Source organism: Streptomyces kaniharaensis (assembly GCF_009569385.1).
Classification (GTDB): domain Bacteria; phylum Actinomycetota; class Actinomycetes; order Streptomycetales; family Streptomycetaceae; genus Kitasatospora; species Kitasatospora kaniharaensis.
The window spans coordinates 2,318,598-2,340,439 of sequence record NZ_WBOF01000001.1 but is presented as its reverse complement, the minus strand read 5'-3'; the positions used below and the strand labels follow the sequence as shown (position 1 = coordinate 2,340,439).

The following is a 21,842-nucleotide window of genomic DNA, read 5'->3' as shown; positions in this document are numbered from 1 at the left end:
GCCGTCCCGGACGTTCTGCCGGTAGGGCATGATCTTCTCCGCGGGGGCGGCGCCCCCGGCTACGGGGGAGGGGCGACGGTGGAACGTGCGGCGCGCTGGCGGAGCCGGACGGCGGGGCTGAGCCCGTACGTGCTGGACACCTTTCTGGCGGTCTGTTCGGCGGCGGTGTCGGTCTGGGCGGTCTACAACGACGACACGGACTGGCCCTGGTGGGTCTACCTGCTGGCGGTGTCCACCGCGCTGTTCCTGCCCTGGCGGCGCCGGGCCTCGCTGCTCCTCCTGATCGTGGGCAGCCTGCCCTCGCTGGTGCTGTCGGTGGTTGCGCACTCGGCGAACCCGCAGGTGCCGCTGTACGCCGTGATCGGGATGTACACGGTGGCGGAGCGCTTCTCCGACCGGCAGCGCTGGGCGGTGCTGGCAGTGGTGGTGGTCGCCAATGTGATCGGCACCCACTCGCCGAACGGCGCGCTGTTCAGTGTGCTCACCTCGGTCGGCGGCTTCGTCTGCGGCTCGCTGGTGCGCACTCAACGGCAGTTGGCCCTGGTGCAGGCGGAGCGGGCGCGGGAGGCCGGCGAGCGGACGGCCAGCGAGGCGGCGAGGGCGGTCGCCGAGGAGCGGGCCCGGATCGCGCGGGAGATGCACGACATCCTGGCGCACGCCGTGTCGTTGATGGTCATTCAGGCCGAGGCCGGGCCGCTGGTGGTGCGCAGCAACCCGGACCGGGCGGTCCGCGCGTTCGACACGATCGCCGACGCGGGCCGCGACGCGATGGTCCAACTGCGTCGCGTCCTCGGGGTGTTGAAGGATCCCGAGGCGGGCCGGGAACTGGCGCCGCAGCCCGGGCTGGCCGAACTCGCCGACGTGGCCGAGCGGGTGCGCCGGGCCGGCCTGCGGGTGGAGCTCGAACTCGCCGACGGGCTGGGCGCGGTGCCCGCCGACGTGGAGGCGGCGGCGTACCGGATCGTGCAGGAGGCGCTGACCAACACCGTCAAGCACTCCGGTGCCGACCGGGTCGCGATCCGGGTGCGGCGGGCCGGGGAGGTACTGGAGGTCGTGGTCTCCGACAACGGGCGCGGGGTGCCGCTGGCCGCCGACCGTACGGTGAGCGGCTGGTCCGGCGGGCGTGGGCTGGTCGGCATCCGGGAGCGGGCCGCCGCCTGCGGCGGGCGGGCCGAGGCCGGGCCCGGGCCTGCGGGCGAGGGCTTTCTGGTGAGTGCCCGGCTGCCGTTGGGGGCGGCGGGCGTGGTGGAGAGGGTGGGCGGATGACGATTCGAGTGGTCGTCGCGGACGACCAGGAGCTGGTGCGGGCCGGGTTCGGGATGATCCTGGACGCGCAGCCGGACATCGAGGTGGTGGCCGAGGCGTGCGACGGCGCCGAGGCGGTCGAGGCGGTGCGCGTTCATGGCCCCGACGTGCTGCTGCTGGACGTCCGGATGCCGGTGATGGACGGTCTGGAGGCGGCTCGCCGGGTGTGTGCCGAGTTCCCGGCCACGAAGGTGATCATGCTGACCACCTTCGACATCGACGACTACGTCTTCGACGCGCTGTACGCGGGCGCGAGCGGCTTCCTGCTGAAGGACGTCCGGCGGGACGACCTAACGCACGGGGTGCGGATGGTCGCCTCGGGGGAGGCGCTGCTCGCGCCGTCGGTGACGAAGCGTCTGATCGGCGAGTTCGCCGCGCGCCGGCCGGGTGCGCCGGAGCGGGCGGTGCGTCCGCCGTCCAGGCTGCTGGAGCAGCTGACGGTGCGCGAGCAGGAGACGCTGCGGCTGCTGGCGCGCGGGCTGTCGAACGCGGAGATCGCGGCGGAGCTGGTGGTCAGCGAGCACACCGTGAAGACGCACGTCAGCAATGTGCTGAGCAAGCTCGGGCTGCGCGACCGGGTGCACGCGGTGGTGTTCGCGTACGAGGCCGGAGCGGTGGTGGCGGGGGAGGTCTGAGCGGGGTCCGTCGTACGGGGGAGGCGGGGAGTTCGCCGGTGCGGGCGATCCGTGACGAGGGCCCCGGCGGACAGGATCCGTGGTGTCGGAACGGATCACGGACACCGCAGGAGACCGCAGATGAACGCCACTCGGAACGCCCGCCTCACCTCGTACGCCGTCGTCGGCGCCCCCGCGCTGATGGCGCTGTACGGCGGCATCCGGCTGGTGCCGGGCTCCCGCGAGCCGGGCCCCGGCTGGACGGCCGGCCATGCCGCGATGTTCGCCGGGCTGCTGCTGTTCGCCCCGGTGTTCCTCGCCCTGCGCCGGCTGATCGCCCCGCGCGGCACGGCCGCCGGGCGGCTGGCGGCGGGCGCCGCGCTGGGGACGGCTTTCGCGGGCCTGGCGGCCTCGTTGGTGCAGATCGGGATCGACCTGTACGTGGGCTTGGCGGCCGCGACCAAGGACGAGCAGTCGCGGATGTTCGAGCGCGTCCAGGCCGTCCCGGGTGTGCTCGCGGCGGTCTACAAGGTCGGCCCGCTGCTGTTCTACGTCGGCCTGCTGGCGCTGCTGGTCGCCGCCTCGGTCGGTGCGGCGCGGACGCTGCGCTGGTGGAGCCCGGTGCTGATGGTGGTCGGGACCGTCGCCTCGGCGGCCGATCTGGCGCTGATCCCGCTGGCCGCCGGGTGCTACCTGGTGGCGCTGGCCCCGCTCGCCCGGCCGGCCGTGGCACTCCGCCCGGCGCTCGCGTGACGTGCCTCAGCTCATCCGGAACACCGGTCCGCGCGGGGTGAACGGCAGCCCGGCACCCTTCGGGACGAGGTAGGCGTGCTCGCGGCGCACCCGCAGCACGTCGCACTCGCCGTCGGTGATGACCAGCACGGGCGCCCCGGGCGGGAAGTCCTCGGCTCGCTCCAGCAGGTCGATGCCCGGCTGGAGGACGGTGCCGCCGCGCCCGCGGATCCGGACCCGGCCGGCGATCTCGGTGACCGCGACGTACCCGGCGTCGTGCGGGGCGGCGTCGCAGTGCACCACCCGGGCGGCCGGGACGTCCCGCGCGGTGGCGTACGAGGCGATCGCGCCGAGCGCCTTGCCGAGCAGGACCGGGCTCATCGAGCCGGAGGTGTCCAGCACGACCCCGAAGGTGCAGCGCGGGACGTCCTGCTCCGGGTGGTAGCGCCCGGCCCGGGGGATGTCCGGGGTGGCGGACTGCCGGCGGGCGGGTCGGGAGTAGCTGCGGACCGGTTCCGGGCTCGGCACGAACTCGTCGAACCAGCGGGCCAGTCGGGCGTCCCAGGGCAGCGGCGGGTGGGCGAGGGCGCGGATCTCCTCGACCAGCCCGGCCGGGATCAGGCCGCGTCCGCGCCGGTGCAGCTCGAAGCCCTGCTGGAGGCCGCGCCGGTAGAGGTCGTCGAGGTCCACGTAGTCGCGCGGGCCGCGGTCGAGGGGCTCGCCGAGGATGTCCGGGCGGTTCTTGCCGGCCAGGGTGGCGAGCCGGCGGATGCGGCGCTGGTCGCGGACGATCCGGTCGTACACCTCCTCGGCGGACAGGCCCTTCAACTGCGGGTCGTGCAGCAGTCCCTGGGGCATGTCGCCGACGCCCATCTCCAGCAGCCAGGCGTTGATGACGTAGTCGGCGGCGACGTTGAACAGGAACGGGTCGCGTCCGCCGCGGCGCTCGCCGTGCCGCAGGGCGGCGTGCAGCATCTCGTGGCCGAGGATGAACCGCCACTCCTCGTCGGTGTGGTGGCGCAGCGGGTTGACGTAGATCTCCCCGGCGTCGGCGTTGACGGCGGCGACGTCGATGCCGTGGGCGCGGGCGAGTTCGGCGTCGGCGACCACGGTGAGGCCGGCCGCGATGCCGCCGAGCAGCGGGAAGGAGGAGACGAACCAACCGAGTGCCCTGGTCCACGGGCGCTCGGGCAGGCGCTCACCGGTCTGCTCGTCGATCCGGCCGCCGGCCCGGTCCATCGCGGCGGACATGGTGCGGGTGAGCGCGGCGGCGAAGGCGGCCGACCAGTCCTGTGGGGGACGGCCGCTGCTGGTCCATTCGACCAGCAGCTGGTCGGCGGCGGCGCCCGCGGTGCCGACCGCCGCGGCGGTGCCGGCCGGCGGCAGGCCGTCGCGGCGCCAGCGCTCGGCCAGCTCCTCCTCGTCCCCGCCGGGGTACTCCTGCGGGAGGGCGACCGGGGCGCGGCCGACCGGGAAGGTGGCGAGGAAGCGGTTGACCACCGCGCAGCGGGCGGCCGTCTGGTACGCGTCGGGCTGGACGCGGCTGCCCCGGGCGGCTGGAACGTGGCCGAAGCCGAGGTGCAGCAGGCAGTGCGCCAGCACCCAGGCCCACTCCTCGGGCTCGGCGCGGCGGCGCGGGTTGACGTGGACGGTGCCGCCGGAGTCGACCACCGCCCAGCCTCCGGCGGGCGCGTGCCCGCAGTCGTCGCTGCGGCAGAAGCCGGCCGGCAGGGCGGCGAGGGCCGGATTGCGGCGCAGCAGCTGGACGCCCTCGGCGAAGATCTCCGCGCCCGGGTCGGGCTTCTTCTGCGCGGACGGCCTCACCGGCGGGCCTCGACCAGCCGGGGCATGTCCCGGGCGGCCTCGATCAGGAACCAGGACGGCAGCACCGGGTTTCCGTCCGATCCGTCGGCGATCACCGTCTGGGCGACCTCGACCGAGATCTCGGCGAGCTGCACCAGCAGCGACTTGGCCCGGAAGGCGGTCTGCCGCTGCGCCCCGGAGGCGTGCTCCTTGCTGGCGGGCAGGTCCTTGACCAGCCGGCCGCGGAAGGAGTCGGCGAGGTAGTAGAGCAGGTCGCGGTCCTCCACCCGGTGCGGCCAGCGGGCGTCGCCCTTGAGGATCGCCTCCACGCCGTAGGAGTTGCGGACGATCTTCGCGTAGCCGCAGAAGGCCACCGCGTGCTGCGGGGTGAGCAGGCCGTACGCGAGGACCTTGAGGGTGCCTTCGTCGAGGGTGGGCCCGAAGGAGTGCAGCGCGTCGGAGAGCATGTGCCAGGCGCGCGGCGTGGAGAACGGCTCCTCGGACTTGGGCGGAGCGGACCACAGGTGGTCGGGCCGGTCGGTGAGGTAGTCGACGACCCAGGGGTGGATGCCGGCGCCGGCCGCCCAGCGCAGCCAGTCCTCGGCGCTGGCCCGCAGATGGACGTGGACCATGCGGTTGACCAGCGCGGACGCCATCGGTCGGGCGAGCGCGCCGTCGGTGGCGCGGTTCCCGGCGCCGATCACGATCGAGCCGGGCGGCAGCTCGTACGAGCCGATCCGGCGGTCGAGGATGAGCGAGTAGAAGGCCTTCTGGACGTCCGGGCCGGCCGCGTTGAGCTCGTCCAGGAACAGGCAGTACGGCTCGTCGCGGGCGATCTGCTCGGGCGGGCAGAACCGGGAGCGGCCGTCCGGGGTGAGCTGCGGGACGCCGATCAGGTCCTCCGGGGCGAGCTGGGTGCCGACCAGGCTCACGCACTCCAGACCGAGCGACTCGGCGAACTCCCGGACCAGGGACGACTTGCCGATACCGGGAGCGCCCCAGAGGAACACCGGGCGGACGGTGGCCAGTCCGAGCAGCAGCTCGGGGATCTGGGCGGGTGAGACGCTGACTGCTCCCTGCACGGGGCTCCTTCGCGGTACGGCGGGTGACCGGGCCAGTGTGCGGTGGGAGTTGACGCGGCGCACCCGGATTTTTTTCGGTGGCCGCCGGCGGGCCCGCCGCCGTACCGTCCGGGTATGAACGCGAAGCGCCCGCTGATCGCCGTGCTCACCGGCGCCGGCATCTCGACGGACTCCGGCATCCCCGACTACCGCGGCCCGGCTGGGCTCTGGCAGCGCGACCCTTCGGCGCAGCAGCTGGTCACCATCGGCCCGTACCTGGCCGATCCGGAGGTGCGTCGGCGGGCCTGGCTGATGCGCCGGGAGGCCGGGGCGCTGGCCGCCGAGCCGAACGCCGGGCACCGGGCGCTGGTCGACCTGGAGCGCTCCGGTCCGCCCGTACGGGTGCTCACCCAGAACGTGGACGGCCTGCACCAGCGCGCCGGCCTGCCCGCCCGCAAGGTGCTCGAACTGCACGGCACCGCCCGGGAGGTGCAGTGCGCGCGCTGCCGGGTGGTCGGCGACATGGCCGAGGCGCTGGCGCGGGTCGACGCGGGCGAGCCGGACCCGGCCTGCCGGGAGTGCGGGGGGATCCTGCGCCCGCGCACGGTGATGTTCGGGGAGGCCCTGGACCCGGTGGTGCTCCGGCAGGCCGACGCCATCGCCAAGGCCTGCGACCTGTTCGTCGCGGTGGGCACCAGCCTCCAGGTCCACCCGGCCGCTGTGCTGCCGCAGATCGCGCTGGAGGGCGGCGCCCGCCTGATCGTCATGAACGGCGAGCCGACCCCGTTCGACGAGGCCGCGGACGAGGTGATCCGGGAGCCGATCTCCACGGCTCTCCCGGCGCTGGTGCGGAAGTTGCTCACCGAAGGGGCTTAAATTCGGACGAACCGCGTGCGTACGATGATCCTTCCCGGCTCCCCCTCACGGCCTGGAGTGATCGACCGATGACGACGACGGCGAAGTTCGACCCCTGGTCGGCGGCGTTCGTGGCGCACCCGTACGACGCGTACGCCGAGCTGCGCGAGCACGCGCCGGTGACGTACTACGAGCCGACGAAGCAGTGGCTCGTCTCGTGCCACGAGGACGTCAGCGCCCTGCTGCGCGACCGCCGGCTCGGGCGCACCTACACCCACCGCTACAGCCACGAGGAGTTCGGGCGGCCCGCGCCCGACCCGGCGCACGAGCCGTTCCACACCCTGAACGACAACGGGCTGCTCGACCTGGAGGCGCCCGACCACACCCGGATCCGCCGGCTGGTGTCCAAGGCCTTCACCCCGCGCATGGTCGAGGGCCTGCGGCCGACCGTCCGTCGGCTCGCCGGGGAACTCGTGGACGGGCTGCTCGCGGACGGCGGCGGCGACCTGATCGCCGCCGCCGCCGAGCCGCTGCCCGTCGCCGTGATCGCCGAGATGCTGGGCGTCCCGGAGGCCGACCGGCACCTGCTGCGGCCCTGGTCCGCCGACATCACCGGCATGTTCGAGCTCAACCCCACCGAGGAGGCCGCCCGCCGGGCGGTCACCGCGAGCATCGAGTTCTCCGACTACCTGCGCGCCCTGATCCGCGAGCGCCGCGCCGCCCCCGGCACCGACCTCATCAGCGCGCTCATCCACGCCCAGGAGGGCTCGGACGCGCTCAGCGAGCAGGAGATGATCTCCACCTGCGTGCTGCTGCTCAACGCCGGCCACGAGGCCACCGTCAACACCACCGGCAACGGCTGGTGGGCGCTGTTCCGCAACCCCGGCGAACTCGCCCGGCTGCGCGGCGCGGTGGACGACCTGCTGCCCACCGCCGTCGAGGAGCTGATGCGCTGGGACACCCCGCTGCAGATGTTCGAGCGCTGGGTACTGGAGGACGTCGAGGTGCACGGCGTCACCATCCCGCGCGGCTGCGAGATCGCCCTGCTCTTCGGCTCCGCCAACCGCGACCCGCAGCGCTTCGCCGACCCCGACCGGCTCGACCTCGGCCGCACCGACAACCCGCACGTCACCTTCGGCGCCGGAATCCACTTCTGTCTCGGCGCCCCGCTCGCCAGACTGGAACTCACCGAGTCGTACGGCACGTTGCTGCGCCGGGCGCCGGGCCTGCGGCTCGTCCGCGAGCCCGAGTGGCGCCCGGGCTACGTGATCCGGGGGCTCAAGGAACTGCTGGTCGAAGTGTGACGACGAAGAAGGGGGAGCGGCCGTGGGCAAGGCGACGGGAGCACTGCTGGGGCTGGCGATCGGGGACGCGATCGGCCGGGTGACGGAGTTCAAGTCGGTCGACAGGATCGCCGCCGACCACCCGGACTGGCGGCAACTCCCACTGCCCGACAGGGCGTTGGTCACCGACGACACCCAGATGACGCTCGCCCTCGGCCGCGGCCTGCGCACCGCCCTGGGGCGCGGTCCGCTGACGCCCCTTCGGCTGGAGCGTCCGGTCCGCGAGGAGTTCGTCGACTGGTGGCGCTCCCCGGAGAACAACCGCGCCCCCGGCATGACCTGCCTGCGCGCCTGCGAACGGCTGAGCCACCCCGAGTACCGCTGGCAGCAGGCGAGCGACGTCGGCTCCAAGGGCTGCGGCGCCAACATGCGGGTCGCCCCGATCGGGCTGATCCGCGAGCTCGACGCCCGGCAGCTCTCCGGCGCCGCGCAGCTTCAGTCCGCGCTCACCCACGGACACCCCACCGCGCTCGCCGCCAGCGACCTCACCGCGTACGCCGTCCGCAAGCTCGCCGAAGGCGTCCCGCCGGCCGGCCTGCCCGCCGTGCTGCGGGCGTACGCGCTGGCGAGCCGCAACCGGTACGACGAGTTCTGGCTCGGCGATCTCGCCGGCCGCTGGTACGGCCGCTCGCCGCAGGACGTCATCGCCCGCGGCTGGGACGACTGCCTGGGCGTGCTGGACCAGCTGGACGCCGCGCTCGCCGCGCCCGACGTCGAGGCCGACCCGTGCCTGGCCACCGGCGAGGGCTGGATCGCCGAGGAGGCCTTCGCCACCGGCCTGCTCTGCTTCCTGCTCCTGCCGGACGACCCGGTTGCGGCCGTGCGCCGGGCCGCCTACTCCAGCGGGGACTCCGACTCCATCGCGTGCCTGACCGGCGCCTTCGCCGGAGCCCACCACGGAGAGGCGGTCTGGCCTGAGGAGTGGGTCGAGCGGATCGAGTACCGGGACGAGCTGTTCGCGCTCGGGGCACTCTGGGACTGAGACGCCGAGGGGGAACCGGTGGGCGGGCGGCCACGTCGAAGAGCCATGACGAACCGCAGGACCACCGGAACCCGCCGCAGCCTCCGTCGCCCGGCGGCGCTGCTCCTCGCCGCCGCGCTCTCGGCGCCGCTGCTCACTGGCTGCGGCAGCACCGGAGCCGCCGCCCCCGCGGAGCTCCGGGCCTCCGCGCCGGCGAGCCGGCCCGCGGTCGACCCGGCGCAGGTGGCCGCCACCGCGACCGCCACCAACGCCTTCGGCCTGGACCTCCTGCACACGCTCACCGCGACGCCGGACGGCACCGGCCGCAACCTCGTGCTCTCCCCGTCCGGCCTGGCCACCGTGCTCGCCATGCTGCTGCCCGGCGCTCGCGGCGCCACCGCCGACGAACTCGCCAAGGCCCTGCACACCGACCTCACCCCGCAGCAGTACGCCCTGGCCACCGGCGCGCTCGACCGCCCGATCCCGGCCACCGACCGGCTCACCCTGCGCCAGAGCGACGACCTCTGGACGCAGCAGGGCCTGGCCGTCTCACCCGACTACCTGGCCACCCTCGCCGCCGCCTTCGACACCGGCGTGCACCCCACCGACTTCAAAAAGGACCCGGAGGGCGCCCGCAGGACCATCAACGCGGCCGTGGAGAAGGCCACCGAGGGGCGGATCAAGGACCTCTTCGGCGAGCGGCAGATCACCGGAGGCACCCGGCTCGTCCTCACCGACGCGCTCTACCTCAAGGCGAAGTGGGCCTCGGCCTTCAAGCACGAGCACACCACCGACCGCCCGTTCCACAAGCTCGACGGCTCCGCCCCGAACGTCGCCACGATGAGCCAGACCGGCACCTTCAAGTACGCCGACGGCTCCGGCGGGATCGTCGGCCAGCCCTGGCAGGCCGTCGAACTCCCCTACGCGGAAGGCGGGTTGGTGATGGACCTGATCGTCCCCGCGCAGGGCGGCTTCGCCGCGTTCACCAAGGGACTGGACCAGGCCCAGCTCGACCGGATCCTCGGTGAGCTCGGCGACCGGCCCGTCGACCTGGAGCTGCCGCGCTTCCACTTCGAGACGTCCAACGAGCTCACCCCGGCGCTGCGCTCGCTCGGCGTCAAGGCGATGTTCGACGGCGCCGATCTCAGCGGCATCGCCAAGGACTCGCTCACCGTCAGCACGGTGGTGCAGAAGGCCACCGTCGAGGTGGACGAGGACGGCACGGTGGCGGCGGCCGGCAGCGGCGTCGTCGGGGCGGCCGGAGCGGCGGCGCCGGTCGCCGGCCCCGTCCAGCTGCACATCGACCGGCCGTTCCTGTTCCTGATCCGGGACGCCAACGGCGGGCGGCCGCTCTTCCTCGGCCAGGTCACCGACCCGCTGGCGCGGTAGTCACCAGGCCGGGTAGCGCCCGCCCAGTGCCGGGTGCGACGGGTGCCGGCTGCCGAACAGCACCAGCAGGTCGTCCGCCACCCGCAGCAGCTCCGCCCGGCCCTCGACCGACCCGGCCCACTCCGGGGGCAGGGCCGACGCGCCGTACGCGGCACCGACCAGGTTGCCGCAGACGGCGCCGGTGGAGTCGCTGTCGCCGGAGTGGTTCACCGACAGCGGCAGCGCGGTCCGCACCGGGTCGGGTTCGAGGGTCGTGGCCAGCAGGCAGTACACCGCGATGGCCAGGCACTCCTCGGCGGTCCAGCCGAGCCCGACCCGCTCCACCGCCTCCGCCGACGGCTCCGACTCCTGGGCCACCCGGACCGCCCGGGCCAGCGCCTGCACCGTCTCCTTCGAGCCCGGCAGCTCGCGGATCTGGTCGACGGTCTCGCCGACCGCCGCCCACGGCTCGGTGCCGTTCGCCAGCCGCTCGACCAGCGCCGCGAACGCGCCCGCCGCGAGGTAGCCGGTCGGGTGCCCGTGGGTGAGCTGGGCGCACTGGACGGCCAGCCCGAACGAATGCTCGACGCCCAGCCGGGCCAGCCCGAACGGCGCCGAGCGCATCACCGTGCCGCAGCCCTTGGAACCGGGGTTGATCGGCCCGGGCAGCCCGATCGGGGCCGGCGGCTCGAAAGCCGGATGCTCGGACACCCCGCTCAGGCAGGCGTTGCCCGGCGCCCGCCGCGCGTACAGGAACGGCTGCCGCAGCAGCCAGCCGTCGTACGGGCGGGGAAGCGGCTCGCGGTCCGGCGCGGGCTGGTACTGGGTCAGCAGCCAGCGGCGGTAGGCGCCGTGGACGGCCTCCGGCACCGAGCCGCCGCCGCCCGACCAGCCGCGGACGAAGCCGCGGATCAGGCCCTCGGCGGTGAACAGGGTCATCTGGGTGTCGTCCGTGACCTCGGCGGCCCCTCCGAGGGGCAGCCCGGTCACGCCGTCCGGACCGCGCTGGTCGCGGATCTGGTGCAGCTGCAGGAACTCCACCGGCCAGCCCAGTGCGTCGCCGATCGCTCCGCCGAGCAGCGCACCGCGCACGCGGTCCCGGTACCCCGAATCGGCCGCCGACTCCGTCACGTTGAACCCCCTTGTTCGTGGCGGAGTACGTTCTATCAGGTCACCGTTCACGCCCGGTCGCTGACGGGCGGTCCGAGGTCAGCGGCGGAGCTCGCCGGTCCGACCGTGCAGGGCGGCCCGGTCGGCGGCGGCCCGCCCGGCCGCCCAGCCCTCGCCGTCGCTCACCCGCACCCGCTGCGAGACCAGCTTCGGGAACAGCCGGCCGACCTCCTCGTCCACCGCCTCGGAACGGGCGGCCAGCGCGGGCAGCAGCCGCTCGTCCGGGAGCAGCTGCTCCTCGGTGCCGTCCTCGCGCAGGTGCCGCCCGGCCGCGGCCGCGCTGGTGGCCCGCTCGGTGGCGGTGGTCAGCCGCTCGCGGATCCGCGCCGCGTACGCGACCAGGAAGGACTGCCGGAACGCCTTGGTGCGCGAGTCCCGGCCCGAACCGGCCTTGTTGAGCGCGTGGGTGGCCTGCACCAGCAGCGAGGTGTAGAGCAGCTCGACGCCGTCCAGGTCCCCGTCGAAGCCGACCACGGTGCAGAAGCCGAACTCCTTCGCCCACACCACCCGGCACCGGTTCGCCGCCGCGACGGCGTCCAGCAGCATCGTCTTCGGGCCCTCGTACGGGTTGTCCACGCCGATCCGCAGCGCCGCCGGGGCGTCCCGGTCCGCGCCGGCGGCGGCCAGCAGCGCCTCGTCGATGCTGTGCTGGGCCATCAGCTGCTGGGCCTTGGCGGTCAGCGCCTCGGCCTCCTCCGGGTACTCGGTGGACTCGGCCTTCGCCAGCAGCGCCCGGATCCGCGCCAGCATCCGCGGCTCGCCCGGCACCGGCCCGGCGGACCGCTCGGCGCGCGGCGCGGCCTGCCCGGGCGTCGGGCCGACCGGCGCGATCGGCGGCAGCCGGCCCCAGGTCCGTAGCAGCTCCAGGAGGGTGGTGGCGAGCGCGAAGCGGTCCAGCCGGTGCCGGTGCGCGAAGGCGGCCAGGTAGCCGTCGTCGCCCTGCCACCACACCTCGGTCTCCAGCTCGCGCAGCTGCTCCTGCCAGCGCCGGTCCGGCGCGGCCGCCGGGTGGCGCCGGCCCTCGGCGGCGATCAGGTCCACCGCGAGCGCCAGGTGGACGGGCTTCAGCTCGCGCCGCACCACCCGCACCAGGTCCGCCGGCCGCCACCCGGCGGACCAGCACCGCCCAACGGCGGTGTCCGCGTGGCCGAGCACCGCCCGGCTCACCGCCGGCCACTGCCCGGCGGACGCGGCCAGCAGCGACGCGCCCGTGTCCAGCGCGAGGTCCAGCGTCCCGTCCGGCGCCGTCAGCACCGACCGCACCGCCTGCTCCAGCAGCATCCCGGCGTTCCCGCCGCCCTGCTGCGCCCGCTTGCCCACGGTGTGTCCCTGCTCTCGTCGACGGCCCGATTCCTCCCGCCCATGATGCCGGAGCGCCGACGCCGACCGGTCAGCGCTCGACGGCTTTGGCCAGGATCTCCGGGGTGCGCTCCAGCAGCCGCCCGGCGGCCAGCCGGATGCCGGCGTCCGCGGCCAGGGCGCCGTAGAGCGGGCCGAGGAGCAGCACCGGCCAGGTCGGGTTGTCGGTGGTGAGGGCCCAGCCCAGGTAGCCGCCCACCGGCAGGGCGAGCAGTGCGACGCCGAACATCGAGCCGAACTGGTTGATCAGCACCAGCCCGCTCTGGCCCGGGGCGGCGTTGCGCATCGGGTTGCTGTCGGCCGGCATGGTGTACGGCGCGAGCACGCTGAGCGTCGCCCCGGTCGCGATGCCGCAGCCGAGCAGCGCCAGCGCGAGGCCGAGCGCGGCCGGCAGGTGCGCCCAGTCGCCGGTGACGACGGCCAGCACGAGGCCGAGCACCAGCGTCACCGGAACGGCGTACGAGAGCACCGCGTACGCCCGGCCGCGCAGCTCGTCCCGGGCGTCGGACGGGGTGAGCAGGGTGGCGGCGACCATCCAGAACGCCGAGCCGTCCATGCCGAACAGGTTGAGCATCTGCAGCCCGAGGAACATCCCGGCCGCCGCCAGCAGGTAGACGCTCGCCCAACCCTGGACCAGCGACAGCACACAGACCACCAGCGTCATGCCGATGCCGGTGAACACCGCGGCCTTGGCCCGCGGCTCCCGCCACGCGTACCGCAGGTGGCGCTGCATGACGGCGCCGGTCCGGCCGGCGGGCAGGAAGCCCCAGCCTCGCGAGCTCTGCACGCCGCGGGCCACCTCCAGGGTGGAGGAGTCCGGGGTGACCATCAGCTCCTGGAGGCTGCGCCGCCACCAGCGCAGCAGTGCGGCGAGCAGGGCGCCGGCCGCGGCCAGCTGGAGCAGCGCGAGCCCGTACCGGCCCTCGCCGGCGGTCCGGGCCGCGTCCATCGCGCTGACCGGCGGAATCCAGCGCAGCACGGAGGCGATCGGCTTAAGCGGGCTGAGGTCGAGCTGGGAGCCGGGCCGGCCGAAGATGCTCTGCGAGCCGATGTTGGCGACCTGGATCAGGAGCGCGAAGAGCAGCCCGCCGAAGATCGCGAAGTCCTTGCCGCGCCGGCTGGAGAGCATCCGGGCGTTGCCGGCCGCGACCGCGCGGGAGAGCGTGACCAGGCAGATCACGGTGAGCGGCATGCCGAGCACGGCTGCCGCCGCCGAGCCGGCGCCGTCCGCGCCGGACAGCGCCGCGCCGGTGACCAGCACCAGGCTGACCAGCGGCCCGGGCCCGATCAGGCCGGCCAGCAGGGAGCCGCGCAGCAGCGGTCCGGGCCGCAGCGGCAGCATGGTGAGCCGCGTCGGGTCGGCGCTCTCGTCGCTGGAGAACAGGAACAGCGGGATCGCGGTCCAGCCGAGGGCGAGCACGCCGACCAGCATCACGCCGGCGTCCCCGGAGCCGGCGTAGCGCCCGTTGAGCATCGCCATGGCGAGGGCGATCCCGGCGGCGAAGGCCAGGCCGACGACGGCGCCGAGGACGTACACCGTGGCCCGGCCGGGGCTGCGCCTCAGACCGTTGCGCAGCAGGCGCAGCTTGAGTGCCACGAGGGCGCGGACGACCGTCCGCCCGTCGGGTACCGGGGCGTTCACTGCCCGCTCCCGACGTTCCCGCCCCCGAGCCAGCCGAGCGCCTGCCCGTCGTCCTCGCGGACGCCGATCAGGTCGAGGAAGGCCTGGTGCAGGCTGCGCTCGCCGCGGACGGCGTCCAGCGGGCCGTGGGCGATGATCCGGCCGGCGTTGACGACGGCGACCCAGTCGCAGAGCTGCTCGACCAGCTCCATCACGTGGCTGGAGAACACGACCGTGGAGCCGGCCGCCGCGTACCGCTTGAGCACGCCGCGGATGGTCTGGGCGGAGACCGGGTCGACGCCCTCGAAGGGCTCGTCGAGGAAGAGCACGTCGGGGTTGTGCAGCAGCGCGGCGGCCAGGCCGATCTTCTTGCGCATGCCGGTGGAGTAGTCGGCGACCAGCTTGTCGGCGTCGCGGGCGAGGTCGAGGACGGCCAGCAGCTCCTCGGCGCGGCGGTCCACCTCGGCGCCGGGCAGGCCGCGCAGCCGCCCGTTGTACCGCAGCAGTTCGCGCCCGCTGAGCCGTTCGAACATCCGCAGGCCCTCGGGCAGGATGCCGATCCGCGCCTTGACCGCGACCGGGTCGGCCCAGACGTCGCCGCCGTGGACGAGGACGGTGCCCTGGTCGGGCCGGAGCAGGCCGGTGACCATGGACAGCGTGGTGGTCTTGCCGGCGCCGTTCGGGCCGACCAGCCCGATGAACGCGCCGGCCGGCAGTTCCAGGCTCAGCCCGGCGACGGCGGCCTGGGTGCCGAAGTGCTTCCACAGACCCTGGATGCTGACGGCGGAGGGGGTGGCCGGTCCGGGGACGCCGGACGGCGGAGGCGCTGACACCTGCATGGCGACCTTCTCTGGTCTGTGGGGTCACGGGATCGTTCGGGTTCAGCCTGACACTCGTCGGACGGGCTGTCGTCCGACTTGAGGATCCCCTGAGCGTGCCGCCGAACGGGTGAGGACCGCCGACTTTCCACAGACCTTGCGCGCGACTGGCAACTACTCAGGCGCCCCGTTCGTCCGGCACTATGAGGACCATTGGGCGCGCGGGGCGCGCAGGGGTGTGGAGGTGGCGGATGGCCGTGCAGCCGTGGGGTCAGCCCGGGTCGCAGTCCGCGATGCGGGCGGCGCAGGCGGACCGCGACCGCACCGTCGACGTGCTGAAGGCCGCGTTCGCCGAGGGCCGGCTGTCGATGCAGGAGTACGAGCAGCGCCACGAGGCGGCGAGCGTCGCGCAGACGTACGGCCAGTTGGCCGTACTGGTCGCGGACCTGCCGTCCGGCCCGGCGCCGGCGCCCGCCGCGTACGACCCGCGGCCCGTCCCGCCGACGTTCATGCCGTACCAGCCGGCGCCCCACCTGCCGGTGCGGTCCACCAACGCCCTCGCCATCACCTCGATGGTGCTCGGCCTGTCCGGGATCTCGCTGCCCGCGGTGATCACCGGCCACATCGCCCGGTCGCAGATCCGGCGGCAGAACCAGGAGGGCGACTGGGCGGCGGTCGTCGGCCTGGTCGTCGGCTACCTGGGCAGTGCGTTCTGGTCCCTGCTGATCCTGGCGCCCATCCTGCTCGCCGCGGGCCGCCACTGAACCGGACGGGCGCATCCGCGGGCGCTCCGGTGGCGCCGCGGCGCGGGGTGTGGTAGAGCGGCAGAAGGGCGGCGTGACACCGGGCGGCCGTTCGGGGGACATCCCCGCGACACCCGGCCGACGGCCGCGACCTGCGGCGTTGCATTTGTTTTGACCGCGCCCCATGCGCTAGGTACGCTCTGACCTTGTGCCTGGGGTGTCCCCGGGTCCTTGTGCGTGCATGCACACCGGTCGCCGCGCCGAGCCGGAGCGCCCTCCAGCGCCCCGCGCGTAGAGCGCCGTCGCTGTACATCAGCCATGGGATTCCGTGTCGGAATAAGCCCAACACACCCGACCGCGTGGGTCGACCACGGGGCCGCGTGCGAGGGAAGACACCGCAGGTTAGTTCCACCAAGCCTTGGCACACAGAAAACGGAGAAACGGTGCCTACGATCCAGCAGCTGGTCCGAAAGGGCCGGCAGGACAAGGTCGAGAAGAACAAGACTCCCGCGCTGAAGGGCTCCCCGCAGCGTCGTGGTGTCTGCACGCGTGTGTACACGACCACCCCGAAGAAGCCGAACTCGGCTCTTCGTAAGGTCGCCCGTGTGCGCCTCACCAGCGGGATCGAGGTCACCGCTTACATCCCGGGCGAGGGCCACAACCTGCAGGAGCACTCCATCGTGCTGGTCCGCGGTGGCCGTGTGAAGGACCTTCCTGGTGTCCGCTACAAGATCATCCGCGGCTCGCTCGACACCCAGGGTGTCAAGAACCGCAAGCAGGCCCGCAGCCGCTACGGCGCCAAGAAGGAGAAGTAAGAATGCCTCGTAAGGGCCCCGCCCCGAAGCGCCCGGTCATCATCGACCCGGTTTACGGCTCCCCGGTCGTCACCCAGCTGGTCAACAAGATCCTGCTGCACGGCAAGCGCTCCACCGCCGAGCGGATCGTCTACGGCGCCCTCGAGGGCGTTCGCGAGAAGACCGGCTCGGACCCGGTCGTCACGCTGAAGCGCGCGCTGGAGAACGTCAAGCCGGCCCTCGAGGTCAAGTCCCGCCGTGTCGGTGGCGCGACCTACCAGGTTCCGGTCGAGGTCCGCCCGGGCCGTGCCAGCACCCTGGCGCTGCGCTGGATGGTCGGTTACTCCCGCGCCCGTCGCGAGAAGACCATGACCGAGCGCCTCATGAACGAGATCCTCGACGCCAGCAACGGCCTGGGCGCTTCCGTGAAGCGTCGCGAGGACACCCACAAGATGGCCGAGTCCAACAAGGCCTTCGCGCACTACCGCTGGTAGTCCGTACCCCGTCACTAGACAGAGAGAGAACGAGCCACCATGGCTGCAACCTCCCTTGACCTCGCCAGGGTCCGCAACATCGGGATCATGGCGCACATCGACGCGGGCAAGACCACCACCACCGAGCGGATCCTGTTCTACACCGGTGTCTCGTACAAGATCGGTGAGGTCCACGATGGCGCTGCCACCATGGACTGGATGGAGCAGGAGCAGGAGCGCGGCATCACGATCACGTCGGCCGCGACGACCTGTCACTGGACGGTCGACGGCGTCGACAACACCATCAACATCATCGACACCCCGGGTCACGTCGACTTCACCGTCGAGGTGGAGCGTTCGCTGCGCGTCCTCGACGGTGCCGTGACGGTGTTCGACGGTGTCGCCGGTGTCGAGCCCCAGTCCGAGACCGTGTGGCGGCAGGCTGACCGCTACGGCGTTCCGCGCATCTGCTTCATCAACAAGCTGGACCGCACGGGCGCGAACTTCTTCTTCTGCGTGCAGACCATCGTGGACCGCCTCGGCGCGACCCCGCTGGTCATGCAGCTCCCGATCGGTGCCGAGGCGGACTTCAAGGGCGTCATCGACCTTGTCCGCATGAAGGCGCTGGTCTGGTCGGCCGAGGCCGCCAAGGGCGAGATGTACGACGTCGTCGACATCCCGGCCGAGCTGCAGGAGCAGGCGGACGAGTACCGCGAGCAGCTGATCGACACCGTCTCGAACGTCAGCGACGAGATCATGGAGCTCGCCCTCGAGGGCGAGGAGATCCCGGTCGAGCTGCTGCAGGACGCGATCCGCAAGGGCACCCTGAACTCGGACTTCACCCCGATCTTCTGCGGTACCGCCTTCAAGAACAAGGGCGTTCAGCCCCTGCTCGACGCGGTCGTCAAGTACCTGCCGTCCCCGCTGGACATCGAGTCCATCGAGGGCACCAAGCCGAACGACCCGGACACCAAGATCTCCCGCAAGGCCTCGGACGAAGAGCCGCTGTCCGCGCTGGCGTTCAAGATCATGTCCGACCCGCACCTGGGCAAGCTCACCTTCGTCCGGATCTACTCCGGCCGCCTGGAGTCCGGCACCTCGGTGCTGAACGCCGTGAAGGGCAAGAAGGAGCGCATCGGCAAGATCTACCGCATGCACGCCAACAAGCGTGAGGAGATCGAGTCGGTGGGCGCCGGCGACATCGTCGCCGTCATGGGCCTGAAGCAGACCACCACCGGTGAGACGCTGGCCGACGAGAAGAACCCGGTCATCCTGGAGTCCATGGACTTCCCGGCCCCGGTCATCCGCGTCGCCATCGAGCCCAAGTCCAAGGGTGACCAGGAGAAGCTGGGTGTCGCCATCCAGCGTCTCGCCGAGGAGGACCCGTCCTTCCAGGTCAACACGGACGAGGAGACCGGCCAGACCATCATCGCGGGTATGGGCGAGCTGCACCTCGAGGTGCTGGTCGACCGTATGAAGCGTGAGTTCAAGGTCGAGGCCAACGTCGGCAAGCCGCAGGTCGCGTACCGCGAGACGATCCGCCAGGCCGTCGAGCGCATCGACTACACCCACAAGAAGCAGACCGGTGGTTCCGGTCAGTTCGCCAAGGTGCAGATCGCGATCGAGCCGCTCGAGCAGGCCGAGGGCTACGAGTTCGTCAACCTGGTCACCGGTGGCCGCGTGCCGAGGGAGTACATCCCCTCGGTCGACGCCGGTTGCCAGGAGGCCATGGAGTTCGGTGTTCTCGCCGGCTACCCGCTGCAGGGTGTCCGCGTGAAGCTGCTCGACGGTCAGTCGCACGACGTCGACTCGTCCGAGCTCGCGTTCAAGATCGCCGGTTCGATGGCCTTCAAGGAAGGCGCCAGGAAGGCCAAGCCGGTTCTTCTTGAGCCGATGATGGCCGTCGAGGTCACCACGCCCGAGGACTACATGGGCGACGTGATCGGCGACATCAACTCTCGCCGTGGCCAGATCCGGTCCATGGACGAGCGTCACGGTGCCCGCGTCGTCACGGCGCTGGTGCCGCTCTCCGAGATGTTCGGCTACGTCGGTGATCTGCGCAGCAAGACCTCTGGTCGCGCGAGCTACTCGATGCAGTTCGACTCGTACGCCGAGGTTCCGAAGAACGTGGCGGACGACATCATCGCCAAGGCCAAGGGCGAGTGACGTCCCGACATTCGGGATGATTGCGAACCCTTAGGCTATTAGGAGGCAACCCGGGAGGATCCGGCCGGATTCTCCCGGGGGCCTCCGGCCCCCACCCGCGGGACGGTGCGAGGTGCCACGGCACCCGGACCCAAGCCCGATCAAGACCAACTGACGTCAGCACGGCGTACAGAACTGTCCTCAGGAGGACTGCAGTGGCGAAGGCGAAGTTCGAGCGGACGAAGCCCCACGTCAACATCGGCACCATCGGTCACATCGACCACGGTAAGACGACCCTTACCGCGGCCATCACCAAGGTGCTGCACGACGCGTACCCGGAGATCAACCCCTTCACGCCGTTCGACCAGATCGACAAGGCGCCGGAGGAGCGGCAGCGCGGTATCACCATCTCGATCGCGCACGTCGAGTACCAGACCGAGGCGCGTCACTACGCCCACGTTGACTGCCCGGGTCACGCGGACTACATCAAGAACATGATCACCGGTGCGGCCCAGATGGACGGTGCGATCCTCGTCGTCGCCGCCACCGACGGCCCGATGCCGCAGACCAAGGAGCACGTCCTCCTGGCCCGCCAGGTCGGCGTCCCCTACATCGTCGTCGCCCTGAACAAGGCCGACATGGTGGACGACGAGGAGATCCTGGAGCTCGTCGAGCTCGAGGTCCGTGAGCTCCTCTCCGAGTACGAGTTCCCGGGCGACGACCTGCCGGTCGTCCGCGTCTCCGCGCTGAAGGCGCTGGAGGGCGACAAGGAGTGGGGCGAGAAGCTCCTCGGCCTGATGCACGCCGTCGACGAGGCCATCCCGACCCCGGCCCGCGCCGTGGACCAGCCGTTCCTGATGCCGATCGAGGACGTCTTCACGATCACCGGTCGTGGCACCGTCGTCACCGGTCGTATCGAGCGCGGTATCCTCAAGGTCAACGAGACTGTCGACATCATCGGCATCAAGGAGACCAAGACCACCACCACGGTCACCGGCATCGAGATGTTCCGCAAGCTGCTCGACGAGGGCCAGGCCGGTGAGAACGTCGGTCTGCTGCTCCGTGGCATCAAGCGCGAGGACGTCGAGCGCGGCCAGGTCATCATCAAGCCGGGTTCGGTCACGCCGCACACCGACTTCGAGGCCCAGGCCTACATCCTGTCGAAGGACGAGGGTGGCCGCCACACCCCGTTCTTCAACAACTACCGCCCGCAGTTCTACTTCCGTACCACGGACGTGACCGGCGTCGTGACCCTCCCCGAGGGCACCGAGATGGTCATGCCGGGCGACAACACCGGCATGACGGTCGCGCTGATCCAGCCGATCGCCATGGAGGAGGGCCTGAAGTTCGCCATCCGTGAGGGTGGCCGCACCGTCGGCGCCGGCCAGGTCACCAAGATCATCAAGTAATTTGATGCTCTGACCTGCCTGCATCGCACAGGCGAGTCCGAAGGGCCCCGCACACCCCAGGGTGTGCGGGGCCCTTCGGCCATTTGTCGTTCAATTCCCGCATGACGTTCAGATTTTCGGGCCGTCAACCCCGTGAATCGTTCTGAGATTGCGTTCATAGTGCGCTGCTATTCTGGCGGCCAGGCCAACTTGCGTTGTTTCAACCGGTGGCCAGCTTCGGATACTTGGGACAGGCGGGCACCGTAATGCTCAACGCGTCAGTACCCGGCGAGCCGACCGCCCGGACGGTACCCCTGTTGTCGGTGGTCATCCCCATCTACAACGAGCAGGAAGCGCTGCCGCTCACCGTCGAGCGGCTGCGACCGATCCTCGACGGGCTCGAAGTCGAGTACGAGGTCGTCGGTGTCGACGACGGCAGTACCGACGCCACTCCGGTACTGATGCAGAAGATCCGCCAGGACTGGCCGGAGTTCCGCACCGTCCGCTTCGCCCGCAACTCCGGGCACCAGGCCGCGCTCACCGCCGGAATCCACCGGGCCTTCGGTGACTACGTCGTCTCCATCGACGCGGACCTGCAGGACCCGCCGGAGAAGATCCCCGAGATGCTCTCGCTCGCCCGCGAGCAGAGCCTCGACATCGTCTACGGCGTGCGCGGCGACCGCGGCACCGACACCTTCTTCAAACGGCGTACGGCCGGCACGTACTACTGGCTGATGCGCAAGCTCGTCGGCAAGCGGATGCCCAACCAGGCGGGCGACTACCGGCTGCTCAGCCGGGCCGCGGTGGACGCGCTGAAAGCGATGCCGGAGCACCAGCCGGTCTACCGGCTGCTCGTGCCGTGGCTGGGCTTCCCCAGCGGCGAGGTGGTCTATACCCGCGAGGAACGGGTGGCCGGCAGCACCCACTACCCGCTGTCCAAGATGGTCCGGCTGGCCCTCGACAGCGTGACCAACTTCTCGGCGAGCCCGCTGCGGCTCGCCACCTGGCTCGGGCTGCTGAGCTTCTTCGTCTGCATCGCGATGGCCGTGTACACGACGGTCGCGTACGCGCTCGGCTCCACGGTGCCGGGGTGGTCCTCGCTCTTCATAGGGATGCTGTTCATCGGCGCCGTCCAGCTGATCTGTACCGGACTGCTCGGCGAGTACGTCGGCCGGATCTACTCGGCCGTCCAGGCCCGGCCGGCCTACTTCGTCGGATACGACTCGGCCGAGGACGACGGCTCGGCGGAGCCCCGCCGTGCCGCTTCGCACGTGGGCTGACGAGTCCCG

The 21,842-nt window shown here is 72.1% G+C and carries 19 protein-coding genes; 13 read left to right on the top strand and 6 right to left on the bottom strand.

Annotated features, from left to right (window positions below; genetic code table 11):
• Positions 1-78 precede the first annotated feature (78 nt).
• The 3 genes from F7Q99_RS41015 (at position 79) to F7Q99_RS10580 (ending at position 2,672) form a co-directional block, all read left to right on the top strand.
• Positions 79-1,266: a sensor histidine kinase gene (locus tag F7Q99_RS41015; RefSeq protein WP_195911032.1), complete on the top strand. Its 1,188-nt coding sequence runs from the start codon at positions 79-81 to the stop codon at positions 1,264-1,266.
• Entirely contained in the window at positions 1,263-1,940 is a 678-nt protein-coding gene (locus F7Q99_RS10585; RefSeq protein ID WP_153461014.1) for a response regulator, read from the top strand. Before F7Q99_RS41015 ends, F7Q99_RS10585 begins: the two co-directional genes overlap by 4 nt.
• A gap of 120 nt (positions 1,941-2,060) precedes the next feature.
• Positions 2,061-2,672 (top strand): hypothetical protein, encoded by a 612-nt coding sequence (locus F7Q99_RS10580; protein WP_153461013.1) that lies wholly within the window; start codon positions 2,061-2,063, stop codon positions 2,670-2,672.
• A 6-nt stretch (positions 2,673-2,678) separates the two neighbouring features.
• Here the strand turns inward: F7Q99_RS10580 and F7Q99_RS10575 are convergent, their stop codons facing one another.
• Together F7Q99_RS10575 and F7Q99_RS10570 are read right to left on the bottom strand one after the other, a co-directional pair.
• Entirely contained in the window at positions 2,679-4,475 is a 1,797-nt protein-coding gene (locus F7Q99_RS10575; protein ID WP_326846511.1) for a vWA domain-containing protein, read from the bottom strand.
• Positions 4,472-5,536: an ATP-binding protein gene (locus tag F7Q99_RS10570; RefSeq protein WP_326846510.1), complete on the bottom strand. Its 1,065-nt coding sequence runs from the start codon at positions 5,534-5,536 to the stop codon at positions 4,472-4,474. The genes F7Q99_RS10575 and F7Q99_RS10570 overlap by 4 nt, the downstream gene beginning before the upstream one ends.
• Before the next feature lie 114 nt (positions 5,537-5,650).
• Here F7Q99_RS10570 and F7Q99_RS10565 point away from each other — a divergent pair, with 114 nt between their 5' ends.
• The 4 genes from F7Q99_RS10565 (at position 5,651) to F7Q99_RS10550 (ending at position 10,063) form a co-directional block, all read left to right on the top strand.
• Positions 5,651-6,391 carry an SIR2 family NAD-dependent protein deacylase gene (locus F7Q99_RS10565; protein ID WP_153461012.1) on the top strand — a complete coding sequence of 247 codons (741 nt, stop codon included), beginning with the start codon at positions 5,651-5,653 and terminating at the stop codon, positions 6,389-6,391.
• Positions 6,392-6,459: 68 nt separating this feature from the next.
• Complete coding sequence (locus F7Q99_RS10560) at positions 6,460-7,674, top strand: cytochrome P450 (RefSeq protein ID WP_153461011.1); 1,215 nt, start codon at positions 6,460-6,462, stop codon at positions 7,672-7,674.
• A gap of 22 nt (positions 7,675-7,696) precedes the next feature.
• The gene (locus F7Q99_RS10555; protein WP_326846509.1) at positions 7,697-8,695 is read left to right on the top strand and encodes an ADP-ribosylglycohydrolase family protein; all 999 of its coding nucleotides are present in this window, start codon (positions 7,697-7,699) and stop codon (positions 8,693-8,695) included.
• Positions 8,696-8,740: 45 nt separating this feature from the next.
• Positions 8,741-10,063: a serpin family protein gene (locus F7Q99_RS10550; protein WP_153461010.1), complete on the top strand. Its 1,323-nt coding sequence runs from the start codon at positions 8,741-8,743 to the stop codon at positions 10,061-10,063.
• Here the strand turns inward: F7Q99_RS10550 and F7Q99_RS10545 are convergent, their stop codons facing one another.
• The 4 genes from F7Q99_RS10545 to F7Q99_RS10530 form a co-directional block, all read right to left on the bottom strand.
• Complete coding sequence (locus F7Q99_RS10545) at positions 10,064-11,173, bottom strand: ADP-ribosylglycohydrolase family protein (protein ID WP_326846508.1); 1,110 nt, start codon at positions 11,171-11,173, stop codon at positions 10,064-10,066.
• Between the two features lie 78 nt (positions 11,174-11,251).
• Positions 11,252-12,493 (bottom strand): DUF2786 domain-containing protein, encoded by a 1,242-nt coding sequence (locus tag F7Q99_RS10540; RefSeq protein ID WP_153466031.1) that lies wholly within the window; start codon positions 12,491-12,493, stop codon positions 11,252-11,254.
• Positions 12,494-12,602: 109 nt separating this feature from the next.
• Complete coding sequence (locus F7Q99_RS10535; RefSeq protein ID WP_326846506.1) at positions 12,603-14,213, bottom strand: GumC domain-containing protein; 1,611 nt, start codon at positions 14,211-14,213, stop codon at positions 12,603-12,605.
• Entirely contained in the window at positions 14,210-15,031 is an 822-nt protein-coding gene (locus tag F7Q99_RS10530) for an ABC transporter ATP-binding protein (protein WP_153461009.1), read from the bottom strand. Before F7Q99_RS10530 ends, F7Q99_RS10535 begins: the two co-directional genes overlap by 4 nt.
• Before the next feature lie 230 nt (positions 15,032-15,261).
• Here F7Q99_RS10530 and F7Q99_RS10525 point away from each other — a divergent pair, with 230 nt between their 5' ends.
• From F7Q99_RS10525 to F7Q99_RS10500, 6 genes are all read left to right on the top strand, one after another.
• Entirely contained in the window at positions 15,262-15,774 is a 513-nt protein-coding gene (locus F7Q99_RS10525; protein WP_230210184.1) for a DUF1707 and DUF4190 domain-containing protein, read from the top strand.
• 422 nt (positions 15,775-16,196) lie between these two features.
• On the top strand, positions 16,197-16,568 hold the full coding sequence (rpsL, locus tag F7Q99_RS10520; protein WP_014144289.1) for a 30S ribosomal protein S12: 372 nt from the start codon (positions 16,197-16,199) through the stop codon (positions 16,566-16,568).
• Positions 16,569-16,570: 2 nt separating this feature from the next.
• A complete protein-coding gene (gene rpsG / locus F7Q99_RS10515; RefSeq protein WP_030055803.1) occupies positions 16,571-17,041 on the top strand; it encodes a 30S ribosomal protein S7 in 471 nt (156 codons plus the stop codon).
• 39 nt (positions 17,042-17,080) lie between these two features.
• On the top strand, positions 17,081-19,186 hold the full coding sequence (gene fusA, locus F7Q99_RS10510) for an elongation factor G (RefSeq protein ID WP_153461008.1): 2,106 nt from the start codon (positions 17,081-17,083) through the stop codon (positions 19,184-19,186).
• Between the two features lie 194 nt (positions 19,187-19,380).
• Entirely contained in the window at positions 19,381-20,574 is a 1,194-nt protein-coding gene (gene tuf / locus F7Q99_RS10505) for an elongation factor Tu (RefSeq protein WP_326846505.1), read from the top strand.
• A 245-nt stretch (positions 20,575-20,819) separates the two neighbouring features.
• Positions 20,820-21,833 (top strand): glycosyltransferase family 2 protein, encoded by a 1,014-nt coding sequence (locus F7Q99_RS10500; protein WP_153461007.1) that lies wholly within the window; start codon positions 20,820-20,822, stop codon positions 21,831-21,833.
• Positions 21,834-21,842: the final 9 nt, after the last annotated feature.

What these genes read in the sequence shown, in the direction of transcription:
- F7Q99_RS10585 (WP_153461014.1), top strand. Translation starts at nt 1,263, where the DNA reads ATGACGATTCGAGTGGTCGTCGCGGACGACCAGGAGCTGGTGCGGGCC.
- F7Q99_RS10580 (WP_153461013.1), top strand. Translation starts at nt 2,061, where the DNA reads ATGAACGCCACTCGGAACGCCCGCCTCACCTCGTACGCCGTCGTCGGC.
- F7Q99_RS10565 (WP_153461012.1), top strand. Translation starts at nt 5,651, where the DNA reads ATGAACGCGAAGCGCCCGCTGATCGCCGTGCTCACCGGCGCCGGCATC.
- F7Q99_RS10560 (WP_153461011.1), top strand. Translation starts at nt 6,460, where the DNA reads ATGACGACGACGGCGAAGTTCGACCCCTGGTCGGCGGCGTTCGTGGCG.
- F7Q99_RS10550 (WP_153461010.1), top strand. Translation starts at nt 8,741, where the DNA reads ATGACGAACCGCAGGACCACCGGAACCCGCCGCAGCCTCCGTCGCCCG.
- F7Q99_RS10540 (WP_153466031.1), bottom strand. Translation starts at nt 12,493, where the DNA reads ATGCTGCTGGAGCAGGCGGTGCGGTCGGTGCTGACGGCGCCGGACGGG.
- F7Q99_RS10530 (WP_153461009.1), bottom strand. Translation starts at nt 15,031, where the DNA reads ATGCAGGTGTCAGCGCCTCCGCCGTCCGGCGTCCCCGGACCGGCCACC.
- F7Q99_RS10525 (WP_230210184.1), top strand. Translation starts at nt 15,262, where the DNA reads ATGGCCGTGCAGCCGTGGGGTCAGCCCGGGTCGCAGTCCGCGATGCGG.
- rpsG (WP_030055803.1), top strand. Translation starts at nt 16,571, where the DNA reads ATGCCTCGTAAGGGCCCCGCCCCGAAGCGCCCGGTCATCATCGACCCG.
- fusA (WP_153461008.1), top strand. Translation starts at nt 17,081, where the DNA reads ATGGCTGCAACCTCCCTTGACCTCGCCAGGGTCCGCAACATCGGGATC.
- F7Q99_RS10500 (WP_153461007.1), top strand. Translation starts at nt 20,820, where the DNA reads ATGCTCAACGCGTCAGTACCCGGCGAGCCGACCGCCCGGACGGTACCC.